The organism is Bacillus sp. RC252, from assembly GCF_044909215.1.
Lineage (GTDB): Bacteria > Bacillota > Bacilli > Bacillales > Bacillaceae_G > Bacillus_A > Bacillus_A mycoides.
In genome coordinates, this window is sequence record NZ_JBIYDV010000018.1 from 96580 (window position 1) to 112330 (window position 15751).

The 15751-nt window shown below is 34.7% G+C and carries 14 protein-coding genes, 3 pseudogenes and 1 riboswitch; of the genes and pseudogenes, 12 read left to right on the top strand and 5 right to left on the bottom strand.

Annotated features, from left to right (window positions below; translation table 11 throughout):
- Positions 1 to 135: 135 nt before the first annotated feature.
- From ABH960_RS22745 to ABH960_RS22755, 3 genes and pseudogenes are all read left to right on the top strand, one after another.
- On the top strand, positions 136 to 1797 hold the full coding sequence (locus ABH960_RS22745; protein ID WP_404448574.1) for an ABC transporter ATP-binding protein: 1662 nt from the start codon (positions 136 to 138) through the stop codon (positions 1795 to 1797).
- Positions 1770 to 2471, top strand: a complete 702-nt coding sequence (locus ABH960_RS22750) for an ECF transporter S component (RefSeq protein WP_002165382.1) — start codon at positions 1770 to 1772, stop codon at positions 2469 to 2471. The genes ABH960_RS22745 and ABH960_RS22750 overlap by 28 nt, the downstream gene beginning before the upstream one ends.
- 223 nt (positions 2472 to 2694) lie before the next feature.
- Positions 2695 to 3188: pseudogene (locus ABH960_RS22755) on the top strand (YwiC-like family protein).
- Between the two features lie 207 nt (positions 3189 to 3395).
- On the opposite strand, the gene ABH960_RS22760 reads toward ABH960_RS22755, so the two are convergent.
- A complete protein-coding gene (locus tag ABH960_RS22760; RefSeq protein WP_002084448.1) occupies positions 3396 to 3587 on the bottom strand; it encodes a hypothetical protein in 192 nt (63 codons plus the stop codon).
- Between the two features lie 121 nt (positions 3588 to 3708).
- Positions 3709 to 3807: riboswitch (SAM riboswitch) on the top strand.
- A 38-nt stretch (positions 3808 to 3845) separates the two neighbouring features.
- Here ABH960_RS22760 and ABH960_RS22765 point away from each other — a divergent pair.
- From ABH960_RS22765 to ABH960_RS22780, 4 genes are all read left to right on the top strand, one after another.
- Positions 3846 to 4166 carry a hypothetical protein gene (locus ABH960_RS22765; RefSeq protein ID WP_002084449.1) on the top strand — a complete coding sequence of 107 codons (321 nt, stop codon included), beginning with the start codon at positions 3846 to 3848 and terminating at the stop codon, positions 4164 to 4166.
- Between the two features lie 253 nt (positions 4167 to 4419).
- Entirely contained in the window at positions 4420 to 4809 is a 390-nt protein-coding gene (locus ABH960_RS22770) for an SWIM zinc finger family protein (RefSeq protein ID WP_002165383.1), read from the top strand.
- Between the two features lie 22 nt (positions 4810 to 4831).
- Complete coding sequence (locus tag ABH960_RS22775; protein WP_404448577.1) at positions 4832 to 5407, top strand: NAD(P)H-dependent oxidoreductase; 576 nt, start codon at positions 4832 to 4834, stop codon at positions 5405 to 5407.
- Positions 5404 to 5757 (top strand): group-specific protein, encoded by a 354-nt coding sequence (locus tag ABH960_RS22780; protein WP_404448579.1) that lies wholly within the window; start codon positions 5404 to 5406, stop codon positions 5755 to 5757. The genes ABH960_RS22775 and ABH960_RS22780 overlap by 4 nt, the downstream gene beginning before the upstream one ends.
- Positions 5758 to 5797: 40 nt before the next feature.
- On the opposite strand, the gene ABH960_RS22785 is transcribed toward ABH960_RS22780, so the two are convergent.
- Positions 5798 to 7144, bottom strand: coding sequence for a short-chain fatty acid transporter (locus ABH960_RS22785; RefSeq protein ID WP_404448581.1), 1347 nt, complete (start codon positions 7142 to 7144; stop codon positions 5798 to 5800).
- 514 nt (positions 7145 to 7658) lie between these two features.
- Here ABH960_RS22785 and ABH960_RS22790 point away from each other — a divergent pair.
- Complete coding sequence (locus ABH960_RS22790; RefSeq protein WP_404448594.1) at positions 7659 to 8429, top strand: putative protein N(5)-glutamine methyltransferase; 771 nt, start codon at positions 7659 to 7661, stop codon at positions 8427 to 8429.
- Between the two features lie 83 nt (positions 8430 to 8512).
- Positions 8513 to 8974, top strand: a complete 462-nt coding sequence (locus ABH960_RS22795; protein WP_002084458.1) for a hypothetical protein — start codon at positions 8513 to 8515, stop codon at positions 8972 to 8974.
- Positions 8975 to 9086: 112 nt separating this feature from the next.
- Here ABH960_RS22795 and ABH960_RS22800 read toward each other — a convergent pair whose 3' ends face one another.
- Both ABH960_RS22800 and ABH960_RS22805 read right to left on the bottom strand, forming a co-directional pair.
- Positions 9087 to 9434 (bottom strand): VOC family protein, encoded by a 348-nt coding sequence (locus ABH960_RS22800; protein WP_404448583.1) that lies wholly within the window; start codon positions 9432 to 9434, stop codon positions 9087 to 9089.
- Between the two features lie 44 nt (positions 9435 to 9478).
- Positions 9479 to 10408, bottom strand: a complete 930-nt coding sequence (locus tag ABH960_RS22805) for a phosphotransferase (protein ID WP_404448596.1) — start codon at positions 10406 to 10408, stop codon at positions 9479 to 9481.
- A gap of 743 nt (positions 10409 to 11151) precedes the next feature.
- Here ABH960_RS22805 and ABH960_RS22810 point away from each other — a divergent pair.
- Both ABH960_RS22810 and ABH960_RS22815 read left to right on the top strand, forming a co-directional pair.
- Entirely contained in the window at positions 11152 to 12792 is a 1641-nt protein-coding gene (locus ABH960_RS22810; protein ID WP_404448585.1) for a M20/M25/M40 family metallo-hydrolase, read from the top strand.
- A 403-nt stretch (positions 12793 to 13195) separates the two neighbouring features.
- A complete protein-coding gene (locus tag ABH960_RS22815) occupies positions 13196 to 13864 on the top strand; it encodes a protein kinase family protein (protein ID WP_003190427.1) in 669 nt (222 codons plus the stop codon).
- Positions 13865 to 14532: 668 nt separating this feature from the next.
- On the opposite strand, the pseudogene ABH960_RS22820 reads toward ABH960_RS22815, so the two are convergent.
- Positions 14533 to 15066, bottom strand: a pseudogene (locus tag ABH960_RS22820) (GNAT family N-acetyltransferase).
- Positions 15067 to 15462: 396 nt separating this feature from the next.
- Here ABH960_RS22820 and ABH960_RS22825 point away from each other — a divergent pair.
- A pseudogene (locus ABH960_RS22825) lies at positions 15463 to 15750 on the top strand (uridine kinase); the annotation flags it as partial.
- Position 15751 lies beyond the last annotated feature (1 nt).

Sequence of the window (15751 nt, forward strand, 5' to 3'; positions counted from 1 at the left end):
AATAGGAGGTAATGATACTGCCTCGTGTGGAGTGTTATACCCCTCGTCCCTTCGGGGTTGCGAGAACACGATGAAGCACTAACTTGTGTAAATTTGATTAAATTGTATAGATTTAGTTAAGTTTATCGTATCGGAATGGATATGGTGGCGCATGCAGAAATAAAAAAATTATCATTTATATATACTGATGAAAATGAAGAAGCGTTACAGCATATTTCTCTTTCTATTCAAAAAGGAGAATTTATCGTACTTGCTGGCGGTTCCGGCTCTGGGAAGACAACTTTATTGAAACATTTTAAAAAGGAGTTACTTCCAATTGGCACGCGTTCTGGGCATACATATTACGATGGTGCTTTATTAGAAGATGTACCAGATTTATTATCTGCACAAGAAATTGGTATGGTATTTCAAAATCCAGAAAATCAGCTCGTAATGGATACAGTTATTCAAGAACTAGCATTCTCTTTAGAAAATATTGGGCTACCATCACATATTATTCAAAAAAGAATAGCGGAACTCATTAGCTTTTTAGGATTTCAAGATTTATTGCACCAATCTGTTCATACGTTATCTGGTGGTCAAAAACAACTAGTAAATTTAGCAGCAGTATTAGTTATGCAGCCGAAGCTACTATTACTGGATGAACCGACAGCGCAGCTAGATCCGATTGCTGCGAAAGAGTTTTTAGGATTGTTAAAGCGTATTAATGAAGAACTTGGAATTACGATTATTTTAAGTGAACATCGTTTAGATGAAGTTATACCGCTCGCAACACGCGTTGTTTGTATGGATAATGGCAGAATCATTTATGATGGTACTTCTAAAAGTGTGATAGCGAACATGTGGGAAGTAGAAAAGTTCCATCCATTCATTCCGCAAATTCCAAGATTGTTTTTAGAGTGGAATGTGAAAGAGATTCCATTTACAGTGCGAGAAGCACAAATGAAAATGAATGATTTTTCAGCGATATCATATAGGAATGGGCAAGTAGAACAATGTGAAAAGCAAGAAGTAATTTTAAGTGCAGAACATATATCTTTTCAATATGAAAAAAGTAGTCCACTTATTTTACGCGATTTAACAGTGAACATCGAAAAGGGAAAATGGACAGCTCTAGTTGGGAAAAACGGAACCGGGAAGTCTACGCTGTTAACGATTTTAGTAGGATTACAAAAAGCTAGAAGAGGTAAGGTAAAGTGGAATGGAAAAATGATACATAAAATTGATTCGAAAGAACGATTTAAAAGTATAGGGTACGTATCACAACACCCGTATTATCATTTTACATTTGATACAGTGTGGGAAGAGGTTTATGAGCGCGCGCGTGAATTATATGGAGAAGAGGGAAAAGTAATAGCAGAAGAAATGTTGAAAAAGTTCTGGTTAGATTCACTTAAAGAGCGCCATCCACATGATTGTAGCGGGGGAGAGCAACAACTACTCGCATTATGTACAACTTTATTGTCAAAGCCAACTTTATTATTACTGGATGAGCCGACAAAGGGACTAGATCCATGGAAAAAGGAAAGAGTTGGAGAGCTATTTAAACAGTTGCAAAAAGAAGGTACAACTATTGTAATGGCAACGCACGATATTGAGTTTGCAGCGAAATACGTTGATCAATGTATGATGTTATTTGACGGGAAAGTCATTATGAATGAAGCACCGAAAGAGTTCTTTAGTGGTAACTTCTTTTATACAACATCTATTAATCGATTCATCCGTAGAGAGTTGCCGTTTGCATTAACGTGGGAGGATGTGTACGAAGCGTGTCCAAACGATATGTTGCATTTATAATATTTATTTTTGCCGTTGTAATATGTACACTACTCTTTACGACTTTTATTATGGACGGGTATTACATGGTAAGTAGTTTGTTTTTATTAGCTGTCATTATGTTACCTTTCTATATTCGTTTTGAAAGGAAGGCGTTTGTTTCACGTGAAATTGTTATCGTTGCTGTGTTAGCGGCGATTGCAGCGGTTAGCCGGGTACCATTTTCTATTTTACCAAGTGTACAACCGACTTCTTTTGTCATTATCGTTTCTGCAATTGTTTTTGGAAGTGAAACTGGCTTTATGATTGGGGCAACAGCTGCCATTGTATCTAATATTTTTTTAGGACAAGGTCCGTGGACTCCGTGGCAAATGTTCTCTTGGGGCATGATCGGGTTTATAGCTGGACTATTACGTAATACATTTTTAATGAAAAAACTGTGGGGAAGACTGTTGTACGGATTTGCCGTTGGATTTCTATTTGGCTGGATTATGAATTTTTGGGGTCTTCTTGGCTTTATACAGGAAGCAACGTGGGAAACAGTTATTGCTTACTATGTCGCAAGTTTTTCTTTCGATCTTAGTCATGCGATATCGAATGTTATTTTCCTTCTGTTATTTAGTACGTCATGGATTACGATCCTCACAAGATTTAAAAAGAAATACGGTATATTAGATGAGCATAACGTGACATAGAAAAGCATACTCATATAAGGTAGGGTCGCGACTTACATATTCGTTTGCCTCTTTCATGCTTCTTACATATTGTAAGAAGCATTTTTTATTGTCAAAAAATAGATTCAATATATATCCGTTATTATATGAAATTATTTGTATAATAGTAGGTGAGAATTATTTTCAAGAGGGAGGTGTATAGTTAATGAAGTTAGTTATTCCGAAGCAACATGGAGCATGGGCGATGCTTGTCATACCATTTCTATTAAGTGTATTACTTGGTAAACCTACTTTTTATCATATCCCACTGTTTTTAGCCTGGTCCTTTATCTATCTAGCCACTTATCCATAAGGCAAAGACGAAAAAAAGAATTTCTACACGCTGCAATTGTTTATTTTATCATTGCATTTATATTTGGGATGATTTCTTTATTATATGAATGGCGAATTCTTTTATTCGCAGTATTAATGATTCCATTGTTTATTGTAAATATGTATTACGCTCGTCAAAAAAATGAAAGAGCATTACTAAATGATATTTGTGCGATTATAGTGTTTTGTATAGGCGGCTTAATCAGTTATTATTTCTCCGTGAAATTCATAGATAAAACAGCATTATTCATTGCGCTTATTTCATTTCTATATTTTTTAGGAAGTACGTTTTATGTGAAAACGATGATTCGTGAAAAAACAATCCGAAGTATCGTTTTATATCTTGGGGATACCATATTGTATTAACGGTAATTGTATTTGCTATAAATCCATGGTGTTCACTCATATTTGTACCAAGTGTAATTCGGGCCATTATGTTGTATGGCAAAAAGATTTCTATATTAAAAGTAGGGATTTTAGAAATTGTTAATTCTGTATATTTTTTAATAATAACGGTAATAATGATGAAGTATGCCATTTGAAAAAAACTTCCCATCTTTTGATGGGAAGTTTTCATTCTTGTTCTAAAATGTGAACGGTGTAATCGCAACGTTGAAGAGCTTGCTCTACAGCGTAAAGGGATTGTTCAATACGTGCGCGATTAAAATCTTCTTCAACAGTCTGTAATGCATCTTCTAAACAATGTTTCGCTTCTTGTAAGGAATGAAAAGAATCTTGTACGTATCCACGAGCATTCTTTTTCAAAGTAGTAGCCTCCTTTTGTACATCTTTTTGTAGTATGAACAATAAATAAGAAAATATAATTTTTTATATTTATTTGACAATTATAATAAAATTACGTATAGTTAAATTTAAAGTGAATATTTTCTTATCCAGAGAGGTGGAGGGACTGGCCCGATGAAACCCAGCAACCGCGATGCAGGTGCTAATTCCAGCAGAACATATTTGTTCTGGGAGATAAGACGAAGATATACGTAACTTCTTCTTATCGGAGAGGTTTTTTTGTTGCAAAAAAACCGATTACGAAAATTTATATTAAGAAGAAAGGGGTTGCGAAGTACTGTGACACTCGAAAAATACGTAAAACTGCGTAGTACAGTTTATGAATATATGATAGAGCAAGATAAGCCAATATCATTGTTAGATATTCAAGAACATATCGTTTCGCATCATGAAGGAAAATTCACTAAAAAAATGTTACATCAATTTTATTTATCAAGACTATTAGATGAACTCAAACTGGATGGGAAAATTACTTTAGCTGATGATGAATATCGCTATGCTGAAAAAGGGGTATTTTATAAGGCGGGAAAAGGGAGCTGAGCTCTCTTTTTTTTGAAGTATGTAGCGTAAAAGACTGCTAAAGCAGCCTGATACAAGGGAATGGTGTTGAGTGTGTAGTGTCAAAGATTGAATGTGCCTGAAAGAGGCACTTCATATCGGCTGCAAATGAAAAGAGACACCTCCGCCGAATAGGTGTCAGTCGTTTTGTCACGTAGACTCGCTACTTGACAGTTATTAGAATAACATGCAGGATTTTGGAAGTCAAAAGGGAATTAAAGGAAGAGGTGTTGTTATGTACGCATATTTATTAAAAGAACTACATAGGTATATTCCGAAATATATTGTTGATAGAGGTTATGAATATTATGAAGAGGGACATGTAGAAGATGTTGAAGTACATGATAATAAAGTATTTGCTTTTGTGACTGGTAATGCAGGAAATTATGAAGTGGTTATTGATCTTGAAGATTTTGCAGAAAGTAGTTGCGAGTGTCCGTACGAAAATTATTGTAAACATATGGCGGCAGTTGTGTATGAAATTCAAGGTGCTGGTGAGAGTACGGTTAAAGAGAAACTGAACGGTTTAGAAAAAGAAGAGTTACTAACAGTATTAAATCGTTTGTTACAAAGTTCGAAAAATGTGCAAATCGTAGAGAAGATGTTAAAGAAGGGGAAACTTTAACTAAAGAGGGAGTTGTTTTGTAGTGAACGTACTAATTATATACGCTCATCCTAATCCTTCAAGCTTTAATGGGGTAATTTTAGAGCATGTGCAAAAAGGACTTGAGGAAACAAATCATTCTGTTACGCTACTTGATTTATATAAAGAACAATTTGATCCAGTGCTTGTATTTAATGAAGAGAAGAAAAGACGTGATTTACTAAATGAAGAAGAGACGAAGCGATATAGAGAATTAGTGCAGAAGGCGGATATTCTTCTTTTCATATATCCGATATGGTGGTGGGGCATGCCTGCTATTTTAAAAGGATTTATCGATCGTATTTTTGTAGCTGGATTTGCTTATAAATATGAGGGGGCATTACCGAAAGGCTTATTTAAAGGTAAGAAGGCGTGGGTTATTAATACGTTAGACTCACCGTTATGGTACGTAGCACTATTATATCGATCAGCGGATTGGATTATGATGAAAAGAGGGGTTTTGCGTTTTTGTGGTATTCGCAATATAAAACGTTCTGCTTTTCAATCTGTGAAAACGAGTAAAGTAACGAAGCGTGAAAAATGGCTGTTACAAATAGAAGAAGCGGCTCGTACATTATGAATGAAATCGATCGTATTATAAAGTGCTGTAAGTATGATGACGAACTTTTTCGTACGTATATTAAGTGTTTAGTCCAATTGAAGAAGTGTAGTGAAACGTTAAAACAAATTCAGATACAATTAAGAAATGATTATTTAATAAGAGGGATTTGTGAAAGAGAAGTTGATGAGGTAATAAAGGGAAGTAAAGAATATGGAACATATTTTCTTCCTAAAGTATTGCAGTGGAATTTCCTTAAGAACAATCCTCATATGATTGAAAAAGTATGTGAAGATTTGTTTACATATGAAGCATTAAATAATGCAGAGGTAGAGTGGAGGAAGGTAATAAGCTGTATAGATAACGAATGATTTATTATATAAAAAAGCTAGTATAAAACTAGCTTTTCGTTTAAATAAATAAGAAACATAGACTAATGATAAATCCTGCATATAGTAAGTTAACAACACAAAATCCCATAATATCACGCGCGCCTAAACCAGCTATCGCTAATGCCGGTAATGCCCAGAAAGGTTGAATTAAATTTGTCCAAGCATCGCCCCATGCAATTGCCATCGCTGTTTTCGCGGCAGGTACACCAAGTTCAGCGCCAGCTGGAATCATAATTGGTGCTTGCACTGCCCATTGACCGCCTCCAGATGGAACGAAAATATTTACAATGCCAGCACTTAAAAATGTAAAGAGCGGGAATGTGGTTTCATTTGAAATGCTAATAAAGAAAGTAGAAATAGCTCCTCCAAGCGAAAGCCCTTCACTATTTACTCCAATCATCATCCCCATAATTCCAGCATAGAACGGAAACTGAAGTAAAATGCCTGAAGCACTCTTAGTTGAGTCAGAGAAAGCGCGAATATATTGAATCGGAGTACGGTGGAAAATAAGACCCGCAATCAATAACATGAAAATAACGATATCAAGTGTAAGGTTAAAGCCTTTCGTATAAAAGTAGTTGAAAATATAAATAAGACCTAATAATCCAATACAAAGTGTAATAATTATGCTATTTTCCATTTTTTCAGCGAACGTATTTTGCTCCACTTCTTGAGCGGCAGCCTCTTCATGGAACACGATAGGGTCTACAGTAATTGTATGCTTTTCATCTGGATGCATTGCTCGGTTAATAAGAGGCATCGTAACGAGAAAGATAATAACCGGAACGAGAGCGTATGGCGAGAATAACGTTTCTGTTATTGGAATCGCTTCTTTAATACTCCCAGCGGTCGTTTTGATTAACGTTTCGCCTCCTGTTGCTAACGTAAGAGGGATAGAAGCAGAAAGGCCTGCATGCCAAATGAGAAATCCAGAGTAGGAAGAAGCAATTGCTAACCTATAATCTAATCCTTCTAACTGTCTGGCCACTTCTTTTGCATATAAAACCGATACAACAATACCAAATCCCCAGTTTATGTATGCTCCTAGTAAACTTACGATTGAAATAGCAATAATACCTTGTCCATTTGTTTTCGGTAATTTCGCTGCTCTCGTTAATCCTTTTTTAATAAGAGGAGCGTTTGCTAATGCAGATCCTGTCACGAGTACAAGAGCCATTTGCATAGAAAAGGCGAGAAGTCCCCAAATTCCATTGCCCCAATGTGTAATCATTTCGACCGGTGTTTGGTGCGTTGCAAACATGCCGAAGAAGATAACGAAAACAGTTAATAAACATGATAAAATAAACGGTTCTGGTAAGAAACGCTGCATAAGAGCAACACATCCATTTGTAAATGAACGAAACAAAATAGATTAACCTCCTTATGTTATGTATGTTTATTACAATATTCGAGGATGTTTAGGTGATAACCTTTAATGTATAGAAAATTCAGATATCTAAGGTAGTTGTCATAATGTCTAGGTAGATTAATAGTCTATGTTGAAATGTTATTTCATTTTGAACTGAAATATTTCAAAGAGGGGTAGTATCTATGCAAATCAACTTAAGCAAAGCAAATAGCCCAAAACGTTAAAAATATAGTTTGTATATATAAATCGAAATAGTGTAAAAATATGTGTTTTCGTTTATATCTCTGTTAATTAGATATAAACGAAAACAGAAATTGAAAAGAATGCTCTATATACAAGGGAAAGAGATGGTCATAGAACGAATATGCCCATCAAATGACAGTTTATGTAAGAATCAGATTATTGAAAAAGGATATTAGCTATTTTTAACGAACTCTGAATTACAAACAAACTTTATCAAAAGTGGTGAGATAATATAGAGAATAAAACAAATTTATTTTTGGATATGAAAATGGAAAAATATATAGTTAGCAAGCTTCGAAGTGCCGGTTGTGTTTTTGCAGAAGATGAGACCCGGTTACTTATGTCAGAGGCACTAACTCCAGAGGACCTTATGAAAATGGTAGAAATGCGAGTCAACGGTTTACCTCTGGAATACGTTGTTGGATACACGGAGTTTTGTGGTCTACGAATAGAAGTGGATCGAGGCGTTTTTGTACCGCGTAAACGTACCGAGTTCCTTGTTCATCAAACAGAGGTCCTGTCGCGTTCTAGCGATATCATTGTTGATCTATGTTGTGGATCAGGTGCGGTGGGTGCCGCACTGGCAGCAGCTTTGGGACGAGTTGAATTGTATTCTGTTGACATTGACCCTATCGCAGTACAATGCGCTAGCCGCAATGTAACGAATTTTGGCGGTCGTGCTTTTGAAGGTGACTTGTATAAAGCTCTACCAGACTCACTTAAGGGCCATGTAAATATCCTAGTTGCGAACGTACCTTACGTTCCTACTGAAATAATAAAGTTTCTCCCCCGGAAGGCACGCCTATATGAACCAAATGTAACGCTTGACGGAGGAGAAGATGGTCTTAACATTCTGCGAAGAGTAGCAGAAGATGCTTTACTCTGGTTAGCTTTGGATGGACATCTTTTGATAGAGACGAGCGAAGTTCAGGCACCCCGGGCCTTTGAAATCTTTGCTGGTGCTGGGCTTAGCACAAAAGTCGCTAGAAACAAGGAACTGGACGCTACTGTCATTATCGGTTCTAATTCTAGCTTTTAGAGTATTACTAGTGTTACGTACGTTTCAAATGTTATGACAATCCAAAGAGAATATAGTGTTTACTGATAGGTGGTAATAGATCAATGAAAAAAGAATATGGAATAATCATATTGGTTTTGTTTTTTATTTTGAGTGCTTGTTCTAGTAAAAATAATATTACTTTTAAACAAGCAGATGTTGAAAATGGAATAGTGTATGAATTAATTTCTAAAAATCTTAATATGAACACTGAAATATCTTATAAAATAAAAATGACTAATAATACCGATTATATTATTGTACAAAATAATGTTATGTTTTCATTTCCTAAATCACCTACTGTTTCTGGCCAAACAACAAATCCATTTAGAGTGTTAGCTAAAGGTAATAAGTTAAATATTAAACCTGGGGATAGTATTGTTTTAGAAGTATCATTTTCTCCTGATTTTTATTCTGAGTTTAAGAATACAGAAGTATCTAAAGCAAATCTGTATATAACAGGTTATATCGATAAATTAGCTGATGAAAATCATTTTGATTTTATTAAAAGTATTAATTTAGATTAAAAAAGTGCACCTCCGATTGTTAGACTGTGTCTAATAAACGGAGATGCACTTTTTTTATTTACCTTATTGAACTAAAGCATCTGTTAGCTTAATAGCAAATGATTACAACCGGCTATTTCTCCCAAAGTTCGATCAATCGCCCTTCAGGATCTTTAATCCAAATAAACTTTCCAAATTCATTAATCTCTTCTTTCTTTTCAAGAGGTACACCAATATGTTCAAGATGCTGAATAGTCTCGTTTAGATTATGTACTTGGAAATTCAACATCACTTGTTGTTCTGTTGGAAAATAATTGTCATTTTCAGTGAAGAAAGAAAAGATAGTCTCAGTTCCTAATTCGGGTTTAATCACAGTCCCGTTCCAATTTTCTATTTCAATTTTCAACACTTCACTGTACCATTTTTTTATAACATCAAGATTTTTAGTTCTCCAAAATATTCCTCCGAAACCTTTTATCATTGTATTTAACTCCTGTCTATCTTTAAATTTTTAATGACATAAGTTCAACCTTCAATAAAACGCAGTGCACAACGGGAATGGTGATCGGTTAGATCTTTTGCAAATTGTTGATTCGGAAATCCTCTGTGAAGCAATCTCAATCCGCCTGAAGTTAAGGATATATGATGATGGAATCGATAGAATAACATCCTGTTGGGGTCGAGAGTATCATTCTTTAAATATCGATAATAATCCCCAAATCGAAACTGCAAAAAACTGTGCTCATACTCAATATCAAAGAACTCGACTCCTTCGATATCAATCAAATAAGGTTCTAGTTTGTCATTAATTAATACATGATCAGGGCCGAGTTCCCCATGTATAAATCCATAACGACTTCTTGTTTCAATTTTTGATTCAAGCTTGTACAATGTATCGAGTAGATTGCTATGACTAGCCCTGATGCTGTCAATATGTTGGCATGCGTAATCTAAATCTCTTTTTGCATTCTTCATTTGCAAGTGATGGCATTTTTCCGTGTTGATCCCACTTTGATTCACTTTCCCATGAGTAAGTCTCTCGTTGGCATGCATGTCTGCCAGCATATCTCCTATCCGCTGAAACACTTTATCTTTAACATATGAATCGGAATGTTGAAAATAAACTTCTGCCTTTTGTCCATTTACATATTCAACGAGAGCATAATCATAAGGATGACGGTTTCTTTCCTTATTCAGATCATATAGAAGGGGAGTTTGAATTCCTTGTTGAATTAAATACTTGTTATTTAATTCAAATAAATCACTACTATAGGAGTGCTCATGTATATCTCGGTTTGCTATTTCTTCTTGAAAATAATTCATGGTAAGATCCCAAACATACAGAACGCAGGAAAATCCATTGCTGCAGTCAATCTTATAGACTACCTTTTGTGCACCGCCATGCATTTTCGTTACACTAGAAACCAAATAACTGGTACCAAAGACTTTTTGCATATACTCCTGTAAATCAGATTGATCAAGGTGACAAGTGATTCTCAATGAATAACACCCCTTTTCTTAGGTTTTGCTGTCAATCAAACTATATAAAAAATCTAACCAAAAGTATAGAATGTTTATTTGTAATTTGTGATGTTAAATTGGGTCTGGAAAAATAGTCATATAAAAACCCGTTGGAGCTTCAATGTTTTTTTGATGAAATCATTCTTACTTCTCAAATACCTCGCCACACAAAAACTTAAAATGTATTACAATGAATGAATCTATACGATTTTCAATCCTTCTTCTTTTCGCTAACTTTACCATTATTTTTAATTGAGTATTACTGCCCCGTCAGTTTAAGTAAAAAACCTTCATAATCTCAATGATATATTCAAACTCGAATAATCTAATTTCCTGAAAACGTTCCTCAACAATCTGGCCCTTTAGTGGAGTAACTTTATTGCTACTCAGCAGTTTCTTAATCCGCCTTTCAGTTCAGATCTTCTTTTCACTATAAAAACATCTCTTTAGATAAACAGATCCAAAGGGGCAAAACATCGCGCTTTTAAATAAAAACAGTGATTTTATTTAAAAGCGATATTAAAAATATTCTTCAAATCCTGGAAGCATATGTTTGCCGCAAACAAAAAGAACCATAAGCTTGCCAAACGGCAAAATTATAATTTTGATAGCTGTCGTCATTTTTTATTCATATATTGGAAATGAATTTCATAATGCGGAAAAATAGGGGGATTTATATGTCAAAGTGGCAATCTAAAGAACAATTGGTTCAATTATTAAGCAATCTTGTTGAAATTCCTAGTATTACAGGTTCAGAAGCTGAAGTTATATTGCCAGACTTTGTTGTAGAACAACTATCTGACTTACAGTATTTCAAACAAAATCCGCATCATTTGCAAAAAAATCTGACGGGGGATGGACGATATTTTGTTACAGCTCTAGTAAAGAAAAGTGATAGTACAAAAAATACTGTAATTCTTGTTAGTCACTTTGATGTTGTAGATGTACAAGATTACGGAGTGTGGAAAGAAGATGCATTTAACCCTAAAAAATTAACATCTATGTTTTATTCTCATAAAGATGAGCTACCAGATCATGTACGTGAAGATATTGAACAAGGAGATTGGCTCTTTGGTAGAGGAACGATGGACATGAAATGTGGTCTAGCCTTACAAATGGCGATGGTTGAGCAAGCTTGTGAAGGAAGATTTGATGGGAATGTTCTTTTATTGGCTGTTCCAGATGAAGAAGTGAACTCTGTAGGGATGAGAGCCGCTGTTCCAAGATTATTAGACTTAGCAAGAGAACATGACTTAGAGTATAAAACGGTCCTAAATTCAGAGCCTATGTTTTCAAGGCATCCTGGTGACCAAAATAAGTATATTTATACTGGTTCTATTGGTAAGGTGTTACCTGGTTTCCTTTGCTATGGAAAAGAGACACATGTAGGCGAACCTTTTGCAGGATTAAATGGGAGTTATATGGCTGCATTATTAACAGCTGAATTAGAGTTGAATACTGACCTTTGCGATATTGTAGATGGTGAAGCGAGTCCTCCACCAACTAACTTGCTTCAAAGAGATTTAAAGGAGGATTATTCTGTACAAATTCCTCATCGTGCAGTCACGTTATTTAACTTGTTTTTACTAGAAAAAACGATGACAGATGTAGTTTCATTGTTACGCCAAAAAGTAACGAAAGTAGCAGAGAAAATTGAAGAATCGTATGAGGAGCGAGCGTATCATTTTTCTAAGCATAATCCGTTCATACCGCCTAATCTTAAAGTAAATGTATTAACGTATGAAGAGCTTATTGCTTATGCAATTGAACAACATGGGCAAGGAAAAATAGATGAAATTCAATCCGATATTATAAAAAATAGAGAAGATAAAGATGATCGTGCGGTAACTATTGATTTAGTAGACAAATTAGCTATCTTATGTAAAGAAAAGGCTCCAATGATTGTACTTTTCTTTGCACCGCCATACTATCCAGCTGTGAGTTCACGCAACAATCCTTTAATTAAAGAGGTAGTTGTAGAAATGGAAAAGTATGCCCACTATAATCATAGCATTACATTTGAAAACCAAAATTATTTTGGCGGAATTTCAGATTTAAGCTATGTGGGCTTACAAAACCCATTGGATTCAATGAGTTCTCTCGTAGACAATATGCCATTATGGGATAAAGGTTATTCGATTCCACTAGAGGAATTAGAAGAGTTTGACGTTCCAGTATTAAATATGGGACCAGTAGGAAAAGATGCACATCAATGGACGGAGCGTCTGGACGTAAATTATGCATTTGAAACGTTATTAGACATGTTACCTATATGTATTGAAAAACTACTTGTTTCTAATAAAGTTACACAGTCATAGTGTTTGCATAAGAGCGAGAAAAAGACCGTAGTAATACGGTCTTTTTTTCGTAATGAATAGTTTGAAACCTTAGATTTATGAAATTGTGATGTAAGAATTCTCCTTAAAATAGATTCGCAATAAACTATTTAGAGAGAGTAGATATGGCTTGTACACTTTTTGTAACGGTATTTGCTGAGTTTTTGTATAATATAATCATGTGAAGTTAACATAACTTATTGTATCAATAATATATATTTGCGTAGAATATCCATTTTAAGATTTTGAAGTACCCCCCTAAATGAAAAATTTATTTCGCTAAAGTTAGTTACTTAGTGAAGTCTGCTCATTTTTTTCGTATTAGGGAAGAATGTACTTTTTAACTTGATGGGTATGGGGTAGTACCCCTTGTAGCAAAACCGGAGTGGAAATGATGAGTATAAATAGTTTTGTGAGATTGATAAAGGACGAATTATTAAAAGAGGTAAGCATAAGAAGTGAGGATGAATTCGAGCCTATAGTAGTTAAAGATATTCCTAGACTTTGGAAGTGTTTAGGGACAGGTAATTATGCCGCAGTATTTATGCACAAAGAATACAAAGATTGGGTAGTGAAAGTTTACGCGCGAGAAGGAGAAGGAATTGAAAAAGAGTCAGAAGTATACCGAAGAATCGGAAATCATCCTTCTTATTCGAATCTTATATATAAAGGAGAAAATTTCATAGTATTGAAACGTTTAAAAGAAATTACCTTATACGATGCTATTCATAAGGGGATTAAAATTCCTAAGCAGGTAATCCTTGATATCAATGAAGCTATAGAGTATGCAAGGGAGCAAGGATTAACTCCTTGTGATGTTCACGGAAAAAATGTGATGATGGAAAATGGAAGGGGATATGTAGTCGATGTATCTGATTTCTTAAAAACAAAAGAAGATAGTAAGTGGAGAGACTTAGAAAAGGCATATTTTACATTTTACTTGCCTTTCATTTATAAATTGCCTTTCCCTGTTAAAATACCGTATTTCATGTTAAACATTGTTCGACGTTCATATAGAAAATATAAGAAGCTTAAAAAGAAATTCAAATTGTAAAAGGACCACATACTTATCTTTAGGTTAGATAAGTGAACCACTAGTAAACAAAAGGACCGTACATTTTAGATATGTCTAATATGTACGGTCCTAATTTTATAACTTCATGAAGTAATTTATTTATAAAATTATTGTAACATTTGCATATAATACTGATGTTATTAATATGAGAAGTAAATCTTCTTGTTTTAATAGAATATACCAGTTCAGTACATTTCATTTTAAACATATTGATGTACTATAGTTCTAAACAAATCATAATAACGGATTAGAAGGGGAATAAACTGTGTAAACATACTCAATTGAGTATTAAACTTTTAATCTAATTTATCTTTGCATAGATGCAGGTATCAGTTAGTTTTTTACTGTCAGCTGAAAGATCTTCATTACTTGACACTCCCACCCCTAAAGGGGCCAGCTGACTAACGTCAGTGGGATTCTTGCTACCAAAGGCGAAGTCCATTTCTGGTATCGCTGACGTGCAAGATTGCGGTGTGCCATCACCACTCCCACAACAGACCATATAGGTTCGTGGGCTACGGTACTGTGACCATACCGTACAGATTGTTCGTTCTCAAATGTTTTTACGTCTTTTGCATGACTATGAATAAAGTATACCATGTTTTGCTATGCAAAAACGATGCTTTCATCCCACGTCTAAAGACGGACTAAAGTCCTGCGTGGGCTTTCACGTATCGTAAATTCTGTAATATCCCTTCAAGCCCAAAACCTAATTTTTCAGGGATCATACGACTTTTAGTGTTAGTAGATTCACATCTTATTTCAATCCTTCTAAATTTGAGTAACTGAAATCCAAGGTTTGTTAACTCACTTACTACCTCTGTCATATATCCATTGCCACTAAATTACGTGTTAATCCAGTATCCAATTTCACATTTAGAAATCTTCCAATTAATTCCGTGAAGGCTAGCAGTTCCAATAAAATCATTAGTATCCTTATGATAGATAAGATAGCGAAAGCTTTCTCTTTTTAAAAAATCTATATGGGCATTTCTCAGGATAATTTCCGTTTCTTCAACAGTAGGGATTGACTGGAATAAAAGCAACCATTGTTTTAACTCATTAATTGAATCCTTAATAGCTTGGTGTACGACATTCCCGTCACCAGCTTGAAGTGGTGCTCGAAGAATTAGTCTGTCTGTTTCTATTTGTAACGGAACATCTAATAAAATAGAATTCATATCATTTCTCCTCTCGAAAACTTTAAATTATGACAGAATGAAACTTATATAATAAAAAAACTTTCACCCAAAAGAAATAATTCTTGAGGACGAGAGTTGCAATTTCGTGGTACGTTATTATGATAAATAAATTAAAAAACACCCTATCTCACTAACAGGAGATCCCGTCACAGCATTACTATAAGTTATTACAGAACCGTGCGAAGCTCTTAGTCTTTCTTCATTAAGAACTTGATAGCAATACAGTAAAGTTTATCTCCCATAATGGGGCCTCTCAAAAATTAGTAAACAATAAATATATATTCAATTAATCACTTAGAAATCCCTTTTCACATATTGAAAACTAAACTGCCAGTTGGTACAAAAAAATGGCTACCGAAGCAGCCTTAGGTTATTCAACTAATGATTGTAGAAGGAATGAGTGTCGCATTTATTAATCCCGATTTATTTGATTTAAAAATTTACTTCTATGCAGATGGTGAAACAGAATTAATGAGAAGGTCTAGCCGCGATATTGCTGAAAGGAGAGCCGATATCAATTATTTAAGGCGGTCTCATGCAGAACGTCGGATTCAGTACGAAGTGTTTATGCATCCATACAGTCAATGTTTTGATATTATTATCAAAAATTCCGATGAAGCAATATGTCTAGAAAAAAATACATTTGAGTTTTATAGAGTTTAAA